General features: G+C 59.1%; 15 protein-coding genes and 1 pseudogene. 13 read left to right on the plus strand and 3 right to left on the minus strand.

From position 1 onward, the window contains the following. Positions 1 to 158: 158 nt before the first annotated feature. The 9 genes and pseudogenes from BLU46_RS32375 to BLU46_RS32405 all read left to right on the plus strand — a co-directional run bounded on the left by BLU46_RS32375 (position 159) and on the right by BLU46_RS32405 (position 8,044). Positions 159 to 1,373: an EAL domain-containing response regulator gene (locus tag BLU46_RS32375; RefSeq protein WP_093209941.1), complete on the plus strand. Its 1,215-nt coding sequence runs from the start codon at positions 159 to 161 to the stop codon at positions 1,371 to 1,373. Between the two features lie 13 nt (positions 1,374 to 1,386). Further along, a complete protein-coding gene (locus BLU46_RS32380) occupies positions 1,387 to 1,866 on the plus strand; it encodes a histidine kinase (RefSeq protein ID WP_231988846.1) in 480 nt (159 codons plus the stop codon). Positions 1,867 to 2,075: 209 nt separating this feature from the next. Beyond that, positions 2,076 to 2,660, plus strand: coding sequence for a fimbrial protein (locus BLU46_RS32385; protein ID WP_093209944.1), 585 nt, complete (start codon positions 2,076 to 2,078; stop codon positions 2,658 to 2,660). Between the two features lie 275 nt (positions 2,661 to 2,935). Further along, positions 2,936 to 3,466 (plus strand): fimbrial protein, encoded by a 531-nt coding sequence (locus BLU46_RS32390; RefSeq protein ID WP_063030192.1) that lies wholly within the window; start codon positions 2,936 to 2,938, stop codon positions 3,464 to 3,466. A gap of 66 nt (positions 3,467 to 3,532) precedes the next feature. Continuing rightward, positions 3,533 to 4,270, plus strand: a complete 738-nt coding sequence (locus BLU46_RS32395; protein WP_063030190.1) for a fimbrial biogenesis chaperone — start codon at positions 3,533 to 3,535, stop codon at positions 4,268 to 4,270. A 48-nt stretch (positions 4,271 to 4,318) separates the two neighbouring features. Continuing rightward, positions 4,319 to 4,876 (plus strand): FimD/PapC N-terminal domain-containing protein, encoded by a 558-nt coding sequence (locus BLU46_RS33335; protein WP_231988847.1) that lies wholly within the window; start codon positions 4,319 to 4,321, stop codon positions 4,874 to 4,876. Positions 4,877 to 4,884: 8 nt separating this feature from the next. Next, positions 4,885 to 6,539 (plus strand): annotated as a pseudogene (locus BLU46_RS32400) (fimbria/pilus outer membrane usher protein); the annotation flags it as partial. Between the two features lie 138 nt (positions 6,540 to 6,677). Further along, complete coding sequence (locus tag BLU46_RS33340) at positions 6,678 to 6,875, plus strand: FimD/PapC C-terminal domain-containing protein (protein ID WP_231988911.1); 198 nt, start codon at positions 6,678 to 6,680, stop codon at positions 6,873 to 6,875. Positions 6,876 to 6,934: 59 nt separating this feature from the next. After that, positions 6,935 to 8,044: a fimbrial protein gene (locus BLU46_RS32405; protein WP_093209946.1), complete on the plus strand. Its 1,110-nt coding sequence runs from the start codon at positions 6,935 to 6,937 to the stop codon at positions 8,042 to 8,044. Here the strand turns inward: BLU46_RS32405 and BLU46_RS32410 are convergent. The 3 genes from BLU46_RS32410 to BLU46_RS32420 are packed head-to-tail and all read right to left on the minus strand — an operon-like array spanning position 8,031 to position 13,881. Then, positions 8,031 to 11,111 (minus strand): efflux RND transporter permease subunit, encoded by a 3,081-nt coding sequence (locus tag BLU46_RS32410; protein ID WP_093209948.1) that lies wholly within the window; start codon positions 11,109 to 11,111, stop codon positions 8,031 to 8,033. The genes BLU46_RS32405 and BLU46_RS32410 overlap by 14 nt on opposite strands. Before the next feature lie 9 nt (positions 11,112 to 11,120). Next, positions 11,121 to 12,308 carry an efflux RND transporter periplasmic adaptor subunit gene (locus BLU46_RS32415; protein ID WP_093209950.1) on the minus strand — a complete coding sequence of 396 codons (1,188 nt, stop codon included), beginning with the start codon at positions 12,306 to 12,308 and terminating at the stop codon, positions 11,121 to 11,123. Between the two features lie 28 nt (positions 12,309 to 12,336). Next, a complete protein-coding gene (locus tag BLU46_RS32420) occupies positions 12,337 to 13,881 on the minus strand; it encodes an efflux transporter outer membrane subunit (RefSeq protein WP_157721324.1) in 1,545 nt (514 codons plus the stop codon). A gap of 384 nt (positions 13,882 to 14,265) precedes the next feature. Here BLU46_RS32420 and BLU46_RS32425 point away from each other — a divergent pair, with 384 nt between their 5' ends. The 4 genes from BLU46_RS32425 to BLU46_RS32440 all read left to right on the plus strand — a co-directional run bounded on the left by BLU46_RS32425 (position 14,266) and on the right by BLU46_RS32440 (position 19,443). Further along, positions 14,266 to 14,901, plus strand: coding sequence for a hypothetical protein (locus tag BLU46_RS32425; protein ID WP_093209952.1), 636 nt, complete (start codon positions 14,266 to 14,268; stop codon positions 14,899 to 14,901). 184 nt (positions 14,902 to 15,085) lie between these two features. Further along, positions 15,086 to 16,042, plus strand: a complete 957-nt coding sequence (locus tag BLU46_RS32430) for an ABC transporter substrate-binding protein (RefSeq protein WP_063030181.1) — start codon at positions 15,086 to 15,088, stop codon at positions 16,040 to 16,042. 23 nt (positions 16,043 to 16,065) lie between these two features. After that, positions 16,066 to 17,400 carry an LLM class flavin-dependent oxidoreductase gene (locus BLU46_RS32435; protein ID WP_093209954.1) on the plus strand — a complete coding sequence of 445 codons (1,335 nt, stop codon included), beginning with the start codon at positions 16,066 to 16,068 and terminating at the stop codon, positions 17,398 to 17,400. Positions 17,401 to 17,496: 96 nt separating this feature from the next. After that, entirely contained in the window at positions 17,497 to 19,443 is a 1,947-nt protein-coding gene (locus BLU46_RS32440; RefSeq protein WP_093209956.1) for a hybrid sensor histidine kinase/response regulator, read from the plus strand. Positions 19,444 to 19,454 lie beyond the last annotated feature (11 nt).

Here is a 19,454-nt window from a genome sequence, read left to right on the forward strand (position 1 = left end):
ACACCCGATGGGATGGAGGTTCGGAAATTTCCGAATGAGCAGGAAATTTCCATTGAGCGTGTAGGTTTTTTCCAAAGGCCATTAGGAGCAATCCTAAATACACGGCGGGGGCGGGGCGCAATAATTTACCTGTCCCCACCACCTGTGTAAAAGCCGCCATGTCTTTCCTACCGATACGCGTTCTGGTAATCGAAGAACAGCCTTTCAAACGACTTATCGCCACCCGCGTTTTTCAGGATCTCGGTTGTGAAGACGTGGCGGCGGTGGCTGACGGGGCTGCCGCGCTGGAGATGCTGGCACGTACGGGCCCGGTGGATATCGTGTTGTGCAGCTTGAAACTGCAATGCACCCAGGGCCTGTCTGTGATCGAGGACCTCAGCCGTGGCGGCTTCCTGAAGGCACTGATCATTTGCAGTGTGTACCCGGCGAACTTGCACGGGGCCTTGGACCGGATGCTGTCGATGCACGGCGTGAAAGTGTTGGGGTATGTCGATACGCCCGTGCGCGCCAGTGAGTTGGGCCCGATGGTCGGTGCTTTCCTGGAGTCGGTTGCCGTGCGCAGGACCGACGTTTCCAACTCGATCAATTTGAAGTGGTTTACTCAGTCCGAATTGAAAAGAGCGATTCTGGATAATGAGTTCAAGGCGTTTTTTCAACCAAAATTCAATCTGGTCACTGGTGCGGTCGACAGCCTGGAAGCCTTGGCTCGGTGGGACAACCCAAGCTATGGCTTGTTGTCGCCTGGCGACTTTTTGCCGTTGTTAAACAGCTTCTATTTGATGGACGATCTGTTTTTCGCGCTCTTTGAACAGGGCTTGATGGTGTGGCAGGAAGTCCTGGCAACCGGGCGCCAATTGAACCTTGCATTCAATCTGCAGGCAGAGCAGTTCAGCAATCCGCAATTGGTCACCGGCATTAATCTGTTGATTGAACGCTATCAGGTACCGGCGTCCTGCCTGACCTTTGAAATTACCGAAAGCGGTTTGCTCGAAACTTCCCCGGCGGTGCTGGAGAGCCTGATCCGTTTGCGGATGATGGGCGCCGGATTGTCCATCGACGATTTTGGCGTGGGGTTCTCATCGTTGGAGCGCCTGTGCCAGCTGCCCTTTACCGAGATAAAACTCGACGGCGGTTTCGTTCAGGACCTCGATACTAACGCCGCCAATCGCGCCATTGTCAGCAGCACCCTCGCGCTGGGTGAGGCGCTGAACATGTCGGTGGTGGTGGAGGGTGTCGAAACCGAAAAGCAGCGCCAGTCATTGATCAAGCTGGGCTGTGTGCACGCTCAAGGTTATCTCTGTGCGCGGCCTATGAGCGCCAATCGGCTGCTGTTGTGGCTGGACTCGCAGCGCGCGTCGATCAACAACGTCTGAATACAGGCCATCAATGCGGCTGAATGCTTACTGGGTGTTCAGTTTTCTCGTGGGCCAAGAAGGGTGTTTCATGGTGAATCCAAAGTTGCGTGTCTTGTTAGTTGACGAAGAACAATCCAGGTTAGTCAGCATAGAAAAGAACCTGTCGGGACTTGGCTACAGTCGTGTTGCCCCGCTGACATCATTCCGGGATTTATTGGTGATACTGGATAACGCGTTATGCCCGTTTGACCTGCTGATTATTCATCAGGTTGTGCTGGAAAACGCAGGCGAAGTGCTTGAGCAGCTAGTACGAAGTTCGCCGGCAATCAAACATTTACTGGTTTACCAGGGCAATACGCTGCAGGTGCTTTCCACTATCGAGTCGTCATCATCGTCGATGCGCTTTGAGTTGCCTTGCCTGCCGGACCGAGAGGCCATCAAGCAAGTAATGGGCTTTATCGACAAGGTCGAGTTGCATGAGGTTTACGGCAAGCAGCGGGTGTCTGTTTAGTTACAGGTGTATCACGACAAATACTAACGGTACTGGAAATGTCATTGCTTCAGTCGGAATTTTCCCTAATTGCAAAGGGACCTTTAACGTTGAAGGGGTTGGCCGGAAAAAACATTATTCACTGCATGCAAGGTGCGCAGTCACAGCGAAGCAGTGAACGGTTCGCCGAGCATTTCGATCAACGATGTTTTAACCTTTCGAGGCAACTTATGACGCGCACATACCGCATCTTCGCGCTCGCAGCGCTGACGTCGACCTTCGTGATACCGGCTGCACAGGCAGGCGATGGCACCGTTAACTTCAAAGGCCAACTGATTGGGCAGACGTGTACCGTCAGTGTGAACGGTGGCAGCAACATGGGCACCGTCACGCTGCCGACACTGGGCATCACGGCCCTCGGCGCCGTAGGCGCTACCGCCGGCAGAACCCAGTTCACCATTGGGTTGAGTGCATGCGGCACCGGTAATTCCATCCAGGACTTTGTACAAGGTTTGACGGGCAATAGTGTGATTGGCAAGACGGCGTCCACTTACTTTGAGAGCGGCCCAGGCGTCGATCCCACCACCCGGAACATTATTAACACCGGTGGTGCCACCGGCGTGCAGCTCCAGTTGCTTGATTCCGGCGGCGATGTGATCAAGGCCGGTGACCCGGGACAACCGCGTACCCCGGCCATTACCAATCTCGCCAGCAACGGTGGCGTGATGACTTACGGCGTCCAGTACATCGCCAACGATGTTATTGCGCCGGGCAGCGTCGTGGGCTCGGTTACCTATTCCATCGCCTATAACTAAAACCCACAAGGACTTGAGAGCGATACCGCTGATCAAGTCTTTGATATATCCATTTCAACCAAAGAGCCGTTTGGCTGCACTTATACGAATTGAAAGTTCAAGCCTTCGGAAGAGTCTTAACTCTGGTAGGAAATTTCCGAGGCTGTTGCAGGACCTTTCAATTTGAAGGGTTTCACCAAAAGAAACATCATTCACTCTGTGCACAACGCACCGCCATATTGCAATTGCGAGTGGCCTGCCAGGCATTTATCCAACTAATGATTTTGAGGCAACTTATGAACCGTACTTACCTCGTTCTTGCAGCGGCGACTTCCGCATTCGTGATGTCTGCTGCACAAGCCTCCGATGGCACTATCAACTTCAGTGGCCAACTGACGGCTCAAACCTGCACCACGTCGGTCAATGGCACGAGCAATGTGGGCACCGTAACGCTTCCGACGTTCTCGATTGCGTCGCTGGCAAGCGCGGGGGCGACTGTTGGTGCCACCAACTTCACCATTAACCTGAGCGGCTGCCAGGGCACTATTGCGACCGCCGCTGCGATATTTGAAGCCGGCGCGGGCGTCGACCCGACCACCCAGAACATCCGCAACACCGGTAATGCGACTGGCGTGCAACTGCAGTTGCTCGACTCCAATGGTGCTGTGATCAAGGCCGGTGATACCAGCCAAACCGCCAACACTGCACGTACCGCTGTGACCGGCGCCACTGCCGTGCTGCCGTACGCCGTTCAGTACGTTGCCAGCGCGGCAACCACCGCCGGTACTGTCGTGGGTTCGGTTACCTACTCGATCAACTATCAGTAAAAGCTGCGCGGTCAGCGCATCTTCCAGGGCTTGGAAGATGCGCCGACGATGTCGGGAGAGAATGATATGCAGCGTAAAAAAGCCTGGTGTCGTTACTTCGTAATGATGGCGACCTTGCTTGGTTGTTCCCAGGCGATGTCTTCGGTCGTCATCACCGGCACCCGTGTGATTTTTCCGGCGGATAAAAAGGAAGTCACCGTCAAGATTAACAACAACGGCACCAAGCCCGTACTGGTTCAGTCGTGGATTGATAGCGGTGATCCCGCGTCCACCCCAAGCAATTCTTCAGCGCCATTTGTGATTTCGCCACCGGTCTCCCGGGTTGATGCTGACAAGGGGCAGAGCCTGCGCCTGATGTTTACCGGTACTGCGCTGGCTTCAGACAAGGAGTCTGTGTTCTGGCTCAATGTGCTGGAAATTCCGGTCAAGGCCACCAGCGATCAAAACATGCTGCAAATGGCCTTTCGCTCGCGAATCAAAGTGTTTTATCGGCCAGCGAATTTACCTGGCACACCGTCAGCGGCCATCGAGGCGCTGCAGTGGAAGGTTGTTGCGCAACCCAATGGTACCTATGGGCTGCAGGCCTATAACCCAACGGCGTTTTACGTTTCACAAAGTGACCTGGTGCTGGTTAACGGCGGCCAGCGAATACTGAGTGAGGCGGGGATGATTGCGCCCGGTGAAACCCATATCTTTGCCTTGCCCGGCCTGAAGTCGATGCCGGCGCCCGGCGCCAAAGTTGAATACAGCGCCATCAATGATTACGGCGCTCTGGTTCCTACCCACGAATCCCTCATGCCTTAGGCCTATCAGGCCTTAATCGTTTTTCACCCTCCGTCGTCCGGGTAATTTATGACTACGCTGTCTCTTCTGCGCGCGCGCCGGACGGAAATCGCTTGCGCCCACGCCAGCGATTTGCCGGTTTGGGGTCGCCGAACTTTACTGATTGTCAGTGCATTGTTGATGCCTTACGCCATGGCTGAAGACGTGCAGTTCGATAACTCTTTTCTTCCGGCAGGCTCGAGCGGAATTGACCTGACGCTGTTCCAGAGCGGGAACCCGGTGATGTCGGGTACGTACCGTGCCGACATTCTGGTGAACTCGAACCTGAGCATGCGTCAGGATATCCGTATCGTGTCCGACGCCAAGGGCAGGAACCCCAGGGTCTGTGTCGACACCCGGATGCTGGAGCTGATGGGCGTAAACGTAGAAGCCCTGTCGCCGACGGCAACTGCCAAGCTGGCGACTGACCCGTGCCCGGTCATCAATGAGCTGATTGACGGTGCCACGGCGCTGTTTTCCACCGACACGCAGCAACTGGACTTCAGCATTCCGCAGGCGGCCTTGCGGCGTAACGCCCGAGGGTACGTCAGCCCAGAATTATGGGACCGCGGGGTGACCGCGGGGTGACCGCAGGGATGCTCAGCTATGACTTCAACGCCAACCACAACAAAACCCTTTCAGGCACTGACGATTCTGCATATCTCGGCTTGAACGCGGGGCTGAACGTGGGTGACTGGCGGTTGCGGCACAATGGTTCGTTCAATTGGGACAGCCTGACTGGCAGCAAATACCAGGAAATCAACACCTTTGCCCAACGCGACCTGACAGGCTTGAAAAGCCAGCTGACGGTAGGCGAAGCTAACACCAGCGGCGAGATCTTCGACACACTGGCCTACCGTGGCGTCGAGGTGGCGACCGATGACCGCATGCTGCCGGATGCGCTGCGCGGTTATGCGCCCGTGGTGCGCGGTATCGCTCGCACCAACGCGCGGGTCACCATCAGCCAGGGCGGCAATGTCTTGCTGCAGACCACGGTGGCGCCCGGCGCCTTTGTCATCGATGACTTGTATGCCACCGGCTATGGCGGCGACCTGCAAGTGAACGTGCTGGAAGCCGACGGTACCCAGCAAAGCTTCATCGTGCCTTACGCCTCGGTCAACCAGTTGCTGCGTCCTGGCACCTCACGTTTCAGCGTGACAGCCGGTGAAACCCGCAATAACTACATCAGTAAACAGGTTGAGCTGCTGCAAGGCACTTACCAGTACGGCCTGGCCAACTCGCTGACCGGTTATACCGGTGGCCAGGCCAGCGATGGTTACCTGTCGGTGCTGGGCGGTATTGCATTTGGCACACCCATCGGCGCCTTCGGGGTTGACGTGACCCATGCCCAGACCGAACTGCGCTCCGGTGACCAGCAGGGGCAGAGCCTGCGCGTGTCTTTCAGTGAGAATGTCCAAAGCACCGGCAGCAACTTCTCCCTGGCGGCTTATCGTTTTTCCACCAGCGGTTACTTCGATTTCAACAACGCCGTGCTGTTCAGGGATGCGGAACAGAACGGTACCGACACCAGCCAGTTTGGCCAACCGCGCAGTCGCCTGACCCTGTCCCTCGACCAAAGCCTGGCCAACTGGGGCATTTATCGTTGAGCGGGTTTACCGAGAACTACTGGAACCAGCCGGGCCAGGATATCCAGTACCAGATGGGCTACAGCACACAGATCGGGCGGGTAAGCCTGGGCTTCAACCTCAGTCGCAGCCGCTCCGGCCTGGCCGAGATGCAAACCACTGAATTGTTTACCGTGAGCATGCCGATCGGGTTCGGGTCCTCAAGCAATACACCGCAGTTCTCGGGCCGTTTGGCGCGCGACAGCCAGGGTAACTACAGCCAGCAGGCGAGCGTGAGCGGCAGTGCCGGTGAAGATCAGCAATACGGCTACAGCCTGACGGCAGACCGTGATGGCGCGAGCCAGTCGACCGACACCTCGGTCAGCGGCCAATACCTGGGCTCCAAAGCCCGGGTCAACGGTTCCCTCAGCGAAGGCGATGGCTACAGCAGCCTGTCCCTGGGTGGTGGCGGCACGATTGTGGTCCATCCAAAAGGTGTGACGTTGACGCCTTACACCGGTGAAACCATGGCGGTGATCAGCGCGCCTGGTGCGGCCGGCGCGAAGGTGGTGGGTTATCCAGGCCTTCGCCTCGATGGCAACGGTTCGGCGGTGATCAACTATTTGCAGCCGTATCAGTTGAACGAGATCGCAATCGACCCAGACGGTATATCCCAGGACGTCGAGCTGAGCGAAACCAGCCAGAAGATCGCCCCCCGGGCGGGTGCCGTGGTAGCGGTGGACTTCGCCACGGTGCACGGGACGGCCTTGTTGTTGAACGTGCGCTTGAAGGACCAGAGTCCGTTGCCGTTCGGTGCCACCGTAGTGGATGACGCAGGTAACCCGGTAGGCACTGTAGGGCAGGGCGGGCAACTGTATGCACGTATCAAGGACGGCACACAAAGCCTGCTGGTCAATTGGGGTAAAGAGAGCGGTCAGACCTGCACGCTGAAAGTGCCGGCCCTTAAAGAGCAGGGTCAGATATTGAAGGGCAACGCGCTGTGCCTGAGTGCTGGGTCATGAGGTACGCGGCGAATGCAGCGATGCAGTCTTCAGTCAACTATACGTGCAGAGGTAATTCCATGAAGGTGCTTTATTCCCTGATCGCCGCTCTGCTGTTGTGTGGCCTTGCGCAGTCGGCCCAAGCGATCAATTGTGTCTACATCAATGGCAACAAGGGGTTTGTAGGCACGACCGCATTGCAGATCAGCTCCCTCAGTGTGCCGAGGGATGCGCCAGTGGGCACAGTGCTCTTTCAGCAGAACTTCAATCAGAGCGGTGCAGGCGCCGATTTCAAGTGTCTCAGTACCGGTGGAGCGGCAACCTTGAACACTCTTTTGACGCTGAAGAGCACGTTGGCCAATACCGGTTACAGCGCGGGACCTTACGCCAGCTTCGTCTATCAAACAGGCGTAGCGGGCATTGGTGTCGCCTGGGTTAACGGAACATCGGTGCAAACTGCTGCCGTCAGGGCAGCGATTCCAAATGGCTGCGCATTGTCGGGAAGCGCCGACTGTTTCATATCCGGCCTCAAGATTGCGCCAGCAACCGGGATAGTGCTGATAAAGACCGGGCCAGTGGGAACGGGCACCATCAGCGGCAGTTCGCTGGGTACGCTGGAACAGGATTTCTCTGTTCCCAATAGCCCTACCTCTGTCGCCAACAAAGTGGGGCTGACCGGCAGCATCAACATCGTCGCCCTGACCTGCATGACCTCGGACGTTAACGTACCCATGGGCACCAACAAGATTGCGTCGTTCAGCGGGATAGGTTCGGCCAGCACGCCGGTGAACTTCATGATCAGCCTGACGGGTTGCCCGGGGTTTCCAGGCTATTACGGCAACACCAGTTCGATCCCGACAAGCTCGCAATCGGCGGTCATCAGTGCGGGCACCCTCGTGCCCAATACCCTCAGCCTACGGTTGGACCCGGTCGACACACCGATTGATGCCACCCATGGTGTGTTGAGCCTGTCGGCGGGTGCAGACCCGGCGACGGGTGTCGGTCTACAGGTGCTTGATGCTTCAGGCGCGCCTTGGGCGCTGTCCCAGAATCAGTTGCTGAACCTTCCGCTGGCCGCTGGCACCACGGCGTTGAACATCCCGTTGAGCGCGCGTTATTTGCAAACGGCCGCCACGGTGACAGCAGGTTCAGCCAACGCTGTGGCGACTTACACCATTATCTATCAGTAACCACGCCTGGCTCCTCATCCTGGCCAGGGACCGGCCGTTCAACCTCCTGATGGTGCGTTGAACCAATAAACATATACATCGCCGGCACCATGAACAGCGTCAGCACGGTACCGATCGACAACCCGGCAAAGATCACCAGGCCCATGTCATGCCGTCCCGCAGCTCCGGCACCGGAGGCCCACACCAGCGGCACCACGCCCAGCACCATGGCCGCAGTGGTCATCAGGATCGGCCGCAGACGCACGCCGGCAGCTTCTTCTATGGCCTCACGCTTGCTGTGACCGGCGCGCTGCAGCTCATTGGCGAACTGCACGATCAGGATCCCGTGCTTGGTGATCAACCCCAGCAACGTCACCAGCCCCACCTGGGTGTACACGTTGATCGAGGCAAACCCCATGGTGATAAACGCCAGCGCGCCGAAGAGTGCAGGGGGCACCGAGAACAGGATCACCACCGGGTCGCGGAAGCTCTCGAACTGAAACGCCAGGGCCAGGTACACGATCAGGATCGAGAACATCAGCAAGCCGAAGAACCCGCCGGACTCCTGCATGAACTGGCGCGACTCGCCGGAAAAGTCCGAGGTGTAGCCCGAGGGTGCGACGTTGGTGAGGATGGTGTTCAATTTCGCCAGCAGTTCGCCTTGGGCCACGCCACTCACACCCGACAGGGTCGCCGAGTTGAGTTGCTGGAAGTGGTTGATGGATTCCGGCTGGGTTGAGGTTTCGATGTGCGCCACGGTGCGCGCCTGGATCATGCTGCCGGATGGGGTGCGGATGTAGTAATCGAGAATCTGGTCCGGGTTGAGCCGGTCAACCTGCAACACCTGGGGAATGACTTTGTACGAGCGCCCGGCAGTGGAGAAGTAGTTCACGTAGTTGCCACCGAGTGCAGCGGACAGCGCCGCACCGACGTCGGCCTGGGTCATGCCCAGTGCGGCGATTTTTTCCCGGTCCACCACCAGCTTGGCTTGTGGCTTGTCGAGTTTCAGGTCCATGTCGGAGAAATAGAACAGCTGTTGTTTCTGTGCCTCGGCCACCACGGCCTGTGCGACTTCGTTGAGGTTTTCCACCGAGTCGGTGGTGGTGATCACGAACTGTACCGGCAAGCCTTGGGCGCCCGGCAGCGATGGCAGCGGGAAGGCCGCGATGGTGGCGCCGGGTACCTGGTTCCATTTCTGCTGGAGTTCCAATATCAGTTCAGCTTGGGAGCGCGAGCGGTCGCCCCAGTTTTTCAGCAGCACACCGCCCAGGCCCTGGTTGAGGATGGGCAGCCCGGTCAACTGGAACATCTGCGCGTATTCAGGCTCTTTGTTGGCAATCTGGAACGCCTGGTCGGCAATCCGCTCCATCTGCTGCGGCGAGGCGGTGGGCGGGCCTTTGATCTGCATGAACACCAGCCCCTGGTCCTCGGTGGGCGACAGTTCGCTTTTGGCGGTCATGCCGCTGGCGGCCACCAGCAGGAACAGCACAAAGCCAAACGTCACCAGCACCGGCCACACGTTCAGGCCCCCTGAGAGCACGCGGTGGTAACGACCCCGCAACCAGTCAAAGTACTGATCGAGCTTGCGGGCGAAACGACCTTCTTCCTGCCCGGTCTTGAACAGCCGGGAAGTCATCATCGGCGAAAGCGTCAACGCCACCACGGCCGATACAGTCACGGCACCCGCCAGCGAGAAGCAGAACTCCTTGAACAGCGCACCGGTAAGTCCGCTGCGCAGCCCGATAGGCACGTACGCGGCGATCAGCACTACGGTCATCGCAACGATCGGACCACCCAGTTCCCGCGCTGCGACCAGCGCAGCCTCGAGCACGCCTTTGCCTTCCTCCTTGATATGCCGGTCGACGTTTTCCACCACGATAATCGCGTCGTCCACCACCAGACCGATCGCCAATACCAGGGCGAGCAGGGTCAGCAGGTTAATCGAGTACCCCAGCAGGTACATGATGAAGAAGGTCCCGACCAGGGACAGCGGGATCGCCACCAGCGGCACGATCACCGCGCGGAACGAGCCGAGGAACAGGTAGATCACCACCGACACAATGATCATGGCCTCGACCAGGGTCTTCACCACCTCATAGATCGAGGTGTTGATGAACGCCGTGGAGTCATACACGATCTCGCCGCGTACCCCGGTGGGCAATTGGGATTGCAGCTCGGGGAAGGCCTCACGCACGCTGTCGGCCACCGTCAGGATGTTTGCAGTCGGCGCTGTCTTGATGCCGATGAACACCGAACGCTTGCCGGAAAACGCCACGCTGCTGTCGTAGCTTTCAGCGCCGAGGGTGACGGTGGCCACGTCCTCCAGGTACACCAGGGCATCGCCTTTCTGTTTAATCACCAGCCGCTTGAATTCATCCACCGTGTGCAAATCGGTTCCGGCCGTCAGGTCGACCGTCACCGTTTGCCCGCGGGTGGAGCCGACCGCAGACAGGTAGTTGTTGTTAGCCAAGGCGGTGGACACGTCCTGGGCGGTCACGTTATGTGCGGCGAGTTTGTCCGGGTCCATCCAGGCGCGCAGGGCGAACTGGCGCCCGCCGAGGATTTCTGCGGTTTGCACGCCCTGGATCGAGTCCAGCTTGGGCTTGACCACCCGCACCAGGTAATCGGTGATGTTATTGGTGGCCAGTGTGTCGCTGTAGAAACCCAGGTACATGGCGTCAGTGGTCTGCCCGACCGCCACCGTCAGCACCGGCTCCTGGGACTGTGCCGGCAGTTGGTTCTTGACCGAGTTGACCTGGGTATTGATCTCGGTAAGTGCCTTGCTGGCGTCGTAGTTCAACCGCAGTGTGGCGGTAATTGTCGAGACACCGGTGATGCTCGTTGAAGACAGGTAGTCGATGCCCTGGGCCTGGGCGATAGCCGACTCAAGCGGCTGGGTGATAAAGCCGGCCACCGTGGACGCGTCCGCGCCGTAGTAAGCGGTGGTGATGGTGACCACCGTATTTTCGGTGCGCGGCCATTGGTTCACCGGCAATTCGAAGATCGAGCGCAGCCCCAGGATCAGGATGAACAGCGAAACCACAATCGCCCAGACCGGCCGCTGAATAAAGGTATCGGTAAGCTTCATGGGACACCTTTAGTGTTCTTGGGGAGTCGGCGCAGGATCGTTCAGCGGCGCAGCGCTGTTATCGACCTTCACCGGCGAGCCATTCTTGAGCTTCATCTGGCCGCTGGTGATCAGCAAGTCGCCTTCCTTCACGCCCGACAGGATCGCCACCTGATCGCCCCGGGTTGGCCCGGTCTTGATAAAGGTTTGTTGCGCCGTCAGGACTTCCTCACCCTTGTCGTCCTTGCTCGATGTGGCGATGAACACCGTGGTGCCGTAGGGGTTGTAGGTCACCGATGTCTGCGGAACGGTGAGGTAGCGCTGCGTCGCACCGGAGTTGACCACGGCGCGGGCAAACATCCCGGGCACGAGACTTTGTTTGGGGTTGTCGACGGTCGCTTCCACCGTGACGTTGCGCGTGGTCGAGTCGAACTGGGTGTCGATGGTGCTGACCTTGCCGGTGAAGGTTTGATTGGACAGGCCGTCGGCCGTCACTGAAACCCCCTGGCCGATGGCGATTGCCTCCAGTTGGGTCTGGGGCACCGTGAAGTCGATGTAGATCGGATCGAAGGTCTGCAGGGTGGCGATCTTGTCGCCGGGGTTGAGGTATTGGCCCGGGTTGACGCTGGTGATCCCGATGCGCCCGGCAAACGGTGCACGAATGGTCTTTTTCGCCACCAGCGCGCGCTGTTGTTCGGCGGCAGCGAGCTTGGCTTTCAGGTCGGCGGTGTCAGTGTCCACTTGTGCCTGGGAGATGGCGTTGACCGCCAGTTGCGCCTTGTCACGCTTGAGGACGATCACCGCCAGATCAGCCGTAGCCTCCAGGGAATGCAGTTGCGCGATGTCCGAGTCGGCATTCAACTGCACCAGCAGCGCTTGCGCCGCCACCTCTTGCCCCGGCGTAAAGCCGATGGTGCGCACGATGCCGCCCACTTCAGTGGTCACATCCACCCCTCTGACCGCCTTCATCGATCCTACGGCGCTGACATTCGGTTGCCAATCGCTGAACGGCACCTTCATGGCCGTGACCACGGAGGCGGGCCTGGGCATTTTCGACTGGGCGATCAGCGCCGAAATCTGCACGAACTTCACTCCGGCAATAATCGCCACAATCACCAGCACCACCACGATCATGATGAGCATCGGCCGCCACAGTCGACGCTTGCGCGGTGTGCCGGGCTCGGGTGGCAGGGGAGAGGCAGTAATGACGTCAGCCATGGGTGTTCTCGCTGTTTCAGATTTCAGTTCAGTCGAACCGTGCCGAATCGGCAGGCACTGCCTTGTTTTTGGCCGGCATGATCTCGTTCCACGACGGCAGGCCGAAGCGATCAGGCCGGCCCTTGGTGGCAGGGTCCACATCGGTTCGGTTCCACCACCCGCCACCCAATGCCTGGAAGAGCGCCGTGGTATCGCTGTAACGGGAAGCCTGGGCCTTGACGCGGGCCAGCACGGTGTTCTGGTAGGTTTGCTGGGCCGTAAGCAGGTTGATATAGGCCACGGCACCGAGCTTGAACTGCGCCTGCACCAGGTCCAGGTTGGCTTGGGCAGAGCGCTCGGCCACCACCTGCTGGTTGAGTGCGTCGGCGTCGGCCTCCAGCGCCCGCAGCGCGTTGGCCACGTCCTGGAACGCGCCAATCACCGTGCCACGGTAGCGCGCTGCCGACTCGTCATAGGCCGCCACAGCGGCGCGTTTACGATGTTCCAGTGCGCCGGCATCAAAGATCGGTTGGGTGATCGACCCGGCCAGGCTCCAGACGCCACTGCCCGCCGAAAACAATTTAGTCCCGCTGGCCACCGTGGAGCCCACCGACCCGGTAATGCTGAACTGGGGCAACTGATTGGCCACGGCGACACCAATGTTCGCACTGGCCTGATGCAGTTGCGCCTGGGCAGAACGCACATCCGGCCGCTGGCCGACGATGGCCGAAGGCAGGCTGAGTGGCAGTTCTTCCGGCAGGTGCAGGGAGGCCAGGTTGAAGCGCTCATCCCGGTCCTGGTTGGGAAACCGGCCGAGGTAGGCCATCAACTGGTTGCGAGTCTGCGCCAATTGCTTTTGCAGGGGCGGCAGGCTGGCACGGGTTTGCGCCAGTGCGGTCTGCTGCGTGAGCACGTCGGTGTCGCCGATGGCCCCCAGCCGGCGCTGCGCCTGCAGGAGGTCGAGCTGGCCGCTCTGGATCCTGATGATTTCTTCGGTGGCGGCGACTTGATCGCGTATCGACGCCAGACTGACCGCCGTATTGACCACGTTGGAGGTCAATGTGAGATACGTCGCCTCCAGCTGGAAGCGCTCGTACTCGGCCTGGGCCGAGGTGGATTCGATTTGCCGGCGCGTACCGCCGAACACGTCCGGCGCATAGGACACACTCAGCGACGCCGAGCTCACCGTGAGAATCGGCGACTCCGGTATGCCCGAGGTGACGCCTGAGACTTTCTCGCGGGCCTTCTGCACATTGCCGCTGACGGAAGGGAAGAGCGACGCCTGGTCGGCATAGACCAGTTCATTAGCCTGGCGCAACGCCGCCTGGGCCGCGGTGACATCCGGGTTGGCACGTAACGCTTCTTCCACCAGCGCGTTCAATGCCGGGGAGCGGAACAGCGTCCACCATTGCCCGGGAATATCCATCCCGGCAATCAGCCGCTGTGCGGCGCCGCCGGCGTCGATATCGGCCTTGGCGGTGGCAGAGAGTTTCTCTCGTGAGTAATCGGCATTCGCCGGCACATCGGGCCGCGTGAAATCCGGCCCGACCGTACAACCCGCGAGGGCGATGCACAGCAGACTCAAGGGAGCCATAAGGTGTGGTTGTCGAAAAAGGGCGCGTATATGCGCCACTGGTTGCGGTGCCGATGCAAGCTGCCGAGGCTGCTCTTTCATATTTACTCTGATTAATCAGCGGGTTAACTGTTTGGTTGAGCAATGAGTGGCGGTGCATCAGGCCGGCCCATGAAGGACGCGGGTTGACTGGGGTAACGTCGCGTTGGTCAGGTGGATTGAACGTTAATTCAAGATTGCGGTAACCGCCAATAGAGGGAATCTTTATCGGGCGGGGTTCGGTGAGGTTCGGGACTATCTGCGCAGGTGGTATCAAGCATAGAGGCTTACCGCGAATGACCTGTATGAAGTTAAAGTGCCCGCTTGATAAACGCGTTTTAACCTCGAAAGGGACGTCGATTCACCATGAAAAAAGCTTCTCGCATTCTGCTCACCGTTCTTTTGTTGGGTCTTGGCGCCTCAACCCAGGCGGCTGAAGGTTTCATTGGCACCGGTACTAACGCCGGTAACGTTTACGAAGCCGATGGCCACGGCGGGCTAAGGGGCACCGGGGGAAATCTGGGCGGCGACTACGAACTGCAAAAAGACGGGTCGCTGAAGGGCACTGGCACCAATATTGGAAGAGGCTTTGTCCCGGCCGATGACGGCGGCCTCACCGGCACCGGCAACAACCTGGGCAAAAGGTTTAGCCCGGATGGCGCGGGTGGCTACAAGGGGCACGGCGCCGCCTATGGCGAAGACTACAAGTCTGACGGCAAGGGCTATTTCCGCGGTGAAGACACCGCCTTGGGCGGTAGCTGGAGGTCCGATGGCAAGGGTGGCTATGAGGGGACGGGGGAAAACCGCAAGCGTGGCTACGAATCCGATGGCCGTGGCGGGTACATCGGCACGGGGAAAAACCGTGGCCGTGGGCTTGAATCCGATGGCAAGGGTGGCTTTATCGGCACTGGCGACAATGCCGGTGGCGGCTGGGTACCTGACGGGTACGGTGGCTACAAGGGAATCGGCAACGTAAAAGGCGAACACTGGCGGCCTGACTGATTTCCCGACTGTCGCCGATAAATGCATTATTTGCATTTTTATCGAATTAGGTTATGCGTAATCAGTATTTTACACGCAGCATCCAGGGCTTCATCGTATAGGCAAGCTGGATTACCTATAAACACTGCCGAGACCGCACGCGCGGATCGACTTTAAATGCTTGAGAAGGCATCTGGAGACGAACGTGCGTTACCTGAAAAAACTGGCGGCCGGGTTGGCCGCCACACTGCTGTGCCTGACCGCGAACGCGCAAACGCTGGTGGTCGGAGACCAAAGCTACAACGCCCAGGCCGTGATGGAAGCAGCGGGGGTGCTGGAGGATCTGCCCTATACCCTTGAATGGAAGCAGTTCACCGCCGGGTCTCCGGTGGCGGAAGCCCTCAATTCCAACAGCCTCGATATCGGCTTGCTCGGTGATGCGCCCGTGCTGTTCATGGGTGCGCTGGGTGCGCCGATCAAGGTGATTGCCATCAGCCAGCAAAACCTCGAGGGCGTAGCCATCCTGGTGAAAAAGGACTCCTCGATCCACAGCCTTGCGGATCTGAAAGGCAAGCGCGCCGCCATCTGGAAAGGCTCCTGGAGCCAGCAACTGCTGCTGACCGCCCTGGATAAAGCGGGCGTGCCAAAAGACTCCCTGGAATTGCGTTACCTCAGCGCGCTGGATGCCTCCCACGCGCTGGAAGGCGGTTCCGTTGACGTCATCGCCACCTGGGAACCCTACGTCACCCAACAGGAACGCCAAGGTGCGCGAGTACTGGCGACCGCTGAAGGGCTGATCCCGGCCCAGAGCTTCATCGCTGCCAGCACCCAGGCCGTCGACGGCAAACGTGCGCAAATCAGTGATTTTCTCCAACGCCTGAAAAAAGCCCGCGATTGGACTCGCCAAAGCCCGGCCAACGCTGACGCCTATGCCGATGCCTGGGCCAAGCGCACCCGCGCAGATGCCGACATTGCCCGCGCCTGGTTTGCCCGGGCACGTACGACGGTTGAACCGGTGACGGCCCAATCGCCTGTTGAGGCGCAAAAGACCGTGGACTTTTTTGCAAGCCAGGGACTGGTCAAGTCTTACCCGGCAGCCAAGCTGTTCGACGACTCCTTCGCGGCGTCCTTGCAGCCTGCCGTCGCCAAAATTCAGCCCTGAACGCTTCAAGGAATACGTCAGACATGACCCAAAAAAGACAGCTCAAACTGGGCGCCCTGACCATGGGCTGCGGCGGGCCCGGCCGCCACAATCTATGGCTCGATCCTCAACTGCCGGCCGATGCCAGCGTCAACGTCGACTGGTACATCGACATCGCACGCCAGGCCGAGGCGGCATTGTTCGACTTGATATTTATCGTCGACAGCCAATTCATCACCCCGGGCTCGCCATCCCACTACCTGAATCGGCTGGAGCCGCTGACATTGTTGTCGGCACTGGCCGTGAGTACCCGGCATCTGGGCTTGGTCGGCACGCTGACCACCTCTTACAACTCGCCCTATAACGTTGCGCGGCGCCTGGCCTCACTCGACCTGATCAGCAAAGGCCGCGCTGGCTGGAATGTGGTCACCAGTGGCGACGCCGGTACCGCCGGCAACTACAGTCGCGACGAACATTATGACTACGACACCCGCTATGGCCGGGCAGCCGAACACGTCCAGGTGGTGCAGGGGCTGTGGAACTCCTATGAGGAAGAGGCTTTCGTGCGTGACCGCGCCACCGGCCAATTTCTCGACCCGAGCAAACTCCATAGCCTGAACCACAAAGGTGAGCACTTTTCGGTAGTCGGGCCGCTGAATATCCAGCGCTCACCCCAAGGCCAACCGGTGATCTTCCAGGCCGGCGATTCGGAACAAGGCCGCGACCTCGGCGCCGCCACCGCCGATGTGATCTTCACCCACGCGGCCAGCATCGAGCAGGGCCAGGCGTTCTACCGGGATATCAAGGGCAGGGCGCTGCAACATGGCCGTGATCCGGAGCAATTGCTGGTGATGCCCGGCGCCGAGATTTACGTGGGCGACACTGATGAGCATGCCCGTGAAATCGAACAGCACTACCATCAGGCCGATCACAGTTTTGAGCTGGCGCTGAAGGAGTTTGGGCGTAATTTTGGCTGGCATGATTTCAGCCAGTACGACCTGGATGCTCCGTTTCCGCAGGAAAGCCTGGAGGCTGCCCGCAGCAGTTTTTTCACGGCGGCCAAACGGATTGCTGACCAGGCCCGGGACAAAGGCTTTACGTTGCGCCAGGCGGTGGAGTTTGGACGGCAGTTGCGCCCGGGGGCATTTGTCGGGTCGGCGGAGACCGTTGCGCGGAAAATGGCTGACTGGTTTGAAGCCCGTGCGGTGGATGGTTTTAACATCTACATCGGCCATCCGGAGCAGTTCAACCGATTCACCCAGGAGGTCATCCCGTTGTTGCAGGCGCGTGGCGTGTATCGCACGGCGTATGAAGGAACGACGCTGCGGGAAAGCCTGGGGTTGCAGATTCCGCGCTTTGCTCGCAACGGCGGTGTTTGACTCAAAAAGGGCGTTCAGATGAATAAACTGGTTGGCAGCGGAATTTTTTAGACATACTGAGGGTTCAAGCCACTCATTTGTCCCGAGACTTTCCTGATGCCATCCCAACCCGTACAAGGGTCGTTCAATCAGGACGACCGGTATCGACTGCTCGTCGACGCAGTAGTCGACTACGCCATCTACATGCTGGATACGAACGGGTTGATTCGTAGCTGGAACTCGGGGGCGAAGAAGATCAAGCAGTACGAACAGAGTGAAGTGCTGGGCAGGCATTTTTCGCTGTTTTACACCCCGGAAGATCTGGCCTCGGACTTGCCCGCCCGAGCGCTCAAAAGCGCCGAACAGTCAGGCCGCTTCGAGGGCGAAGGCTGGCGCATCAGGAAAGATGGCACGCGTCTGTGGGCGCTGGTCATTATCGACCCGATACGCGCCGACGATGGCACGCTGATTGGCTTCGCCAAAGTCACACGGGACCTGACCGAGCGCAAGGCTGCGGAGCAGGCCCTGCGTCAGAGCGAGCAGCAATTCAGCCTGCTGGTGCAAGGCGTTACCGACTACGCGCTCTATATGCTCGACCCCAACGGCGTGATCACCACCTGGAACGCCGGTGCCCAGCGCATCAAGGGATATGAACCGGCAGAAGTCATCGGTAAACACTACTCCCTGTTTTTCCAGCGTGAGGATGCAGACAACAAGGTCCCGCAGCGCGCCCTTGAAACGGTTATCCGGGAAGGCCGGTATGAAGGGCAGGGTTGGCGCCTGCGCAAAGACGGCACGGGATTCCTGGCCCATGTCGTTATCGACCCGATAAAGAATGAACAGGGCGAGCTCGTGGGTTTCGCGAAAATTACCCGGGACGTTACCGAGAGCGTTCAGGCTCAACAGGAGATCAAGGAAACCCGGGAGGCGTTATTCCAGGCCCAGAAAATGGAGTCTCTGGGGCAGCTCACCGGCGGTATCGCCCATGACTTCAACAACCTCCTCATGGTGATTCTGGGGAGCCTCGAACTCGCCAAGAAGCGTGTCCCTCAGGACTCCAGAACCTACTCATTACTGAATAATGCCATCGCCGGCGCCCAGCGCGGTGCGACGCTGACTCAGCGGATGCTGGCCTTTGCCCGTCGCCAGGAGCTTGATCCGCAGCCAGTGGATGTGGGTGATCTGATCAGAAACATGTCAGACCTGCTGTCCCGCATGTTAGGCGCAGGCATCAGCGTCGACACACAGTTCCCACTGATCCTGCGGCCGGTGCTGGTCGACATGAGCCAACTGGAAATGGCCGTCATGAACCTGGTGATCAACGCCCGGGACGCCATGGAAGGCCGGGGCAGGATTCTGATTTCGGCGAGGGAGGATTCGTTTCCCGGCAGGCCGGATGACTCGGAAAGGCTGATTTGCATCGCTGTCATCGACACCGGCCCCGGAATGAATGACGCGACCTTGCAGCGGGCCATGGAGCCGTTCTTCACCACCAAGGGCGCGGGAAAAGGCACGGGGCTCGGCCTTTCGATGGTTCATGGCCTGGCAGCACAGTCACAGGGCCACTTTGTGCTGAAGAGCAAGGAAGGAGAGGGCACAACCGCAGAACTTTGGTTACCGGTGGCGGTGATGGATACCACGCAGTCTGCGGCGGTGGCATCCACTGCAAACACGCCAGCTGCCTCCCATCAGCAAAGCCTCGAGATTCTGCTGGTAGACGACGACCCGCTGGTGCTGATCAGCACGGGAGCCATGCTTGAAGATCTGGGCCATCATGTTGTGGCGGCGGCAGACGGGCACGCTGCGTTGGCGTTCCTGGCGCAAGGCACGCGCTTTGACTTGGTCATTACGGACATGGCAATGCCGGATATGACGGGGATTGAGCTGGCCGGCAACATCGAGGCGCTGTACCCCAAGATTCCCATCATTCTTTCGTCTGGATTTGCAGAGATATCCCTGAACCTCAAAACCACACTGACGCGCTTGCCCAAGCCATTTGATCAATCGGCATTGGCGAAAGTGATCGCCGAAACCCTGCGCACCCGGATCGAAAAGCCGTGTTGAATGAGAGCACT

Origin of the sequence: Pseudomonas yamanorum, assembly GCF_900105735.1 — a bacterium.
Classification (GTDB): domain Bacteria; phylum Pseudomonadota; class Gammaproteobacteria; order Pseudomonadales; family Pseudomonadaceae; genus Aquipseudomonas; species Aquipseudomonas yamanorum.

Coding starts and splice junctions, on each gene's coding strand:
- BLU46_RS32420 (WP_157721324.1), bottom strand. CDS start 13,881: ATGGCTCCCTTGAGTCTGCTGTGCATCGCCCTCGCGGGTTGTACGGTC.
- BLU46_RS32440 (WP_093209956.1), top strand. CDS start 17,497: ATGCCATCCCAACCCGTACAAGGGTCGTTCAATCAGGACGACCGGTAT.
- BLU46_RS32415 (WP_093209950.1), bottom strand. CDS start 12,308: ATGGCTGACGTCATTACTGCCTCTCCCCTGCCACCCGAGCCCGGCACA.
- BLU46_RS32380 (WP_231988846.1), top strand. CDS start 1,387: ATGCGGCTGAATGCTTACTGGGTGTTCAGTTTTCTCGTGGGCCAAGAA.
- BLU46_RS32395 (WP_063030190.1), top strand. CDS start 3,533: ATGCAGCGTAAAAAAGCCTGGTGTCGTTACTTCGTAATGATGGCGACC.
- BLU46_RS32425 (WP_093209952.1), top strand. CDS start 14,266: ATGAAAAAAGCTTCTCGCATTCTGCTCACCGTTCTTTTGTTGGGTCTT.
- BLU46_RS32435 (WP_093209954.1), top strand. CDS start 16,066: ATGACCCAAAAAAGACAGCTCAAACTGGGCGCCCTGACCATGGGCTGC.
- BLU46_RS32390 (WP_063030192.1), top strand. CDS start 2,936: ATGAACCGTACTTACCTCGTTCTTGCAGCGGCGACTTCCGCATTCGTG.
- BLU46_RS32375 (WP_093209941.1), top strand. CDS start 159: ATGTCTTTCCTACCGATACGCGTTCTGGTAATCGAAGAACAGCCTTTC.
- BLU46_RS32410 (WP_093209948.1), bottom strand. CDS start 11,111: ATGAAGCTTACCGATACCTTTATTCAGCGGCCGGTCTGGGCGATTGTG.
- BLU46_RS32385 (WP_093209944.1), top strand. CDS start 2,076: ATGACGCGCACATACCGCATCTTCGCGCTCGCAGCGCTGACGTCGACC.
- BLU46_RS33335 (WP_231988847.1), top strand. CDS start 4,319: ATGACTACGCTGTCTCTTCTGCGCGCGCGCCGGACGGAAATCGCTTGC.
- BLU46_RS32405 (WP_093209946.1), top strand. CDS start 6,935: ATGAAGGTGCTTTATTCCCTGATCGCCGCTCTGCTGTTGTGTGGCCTT.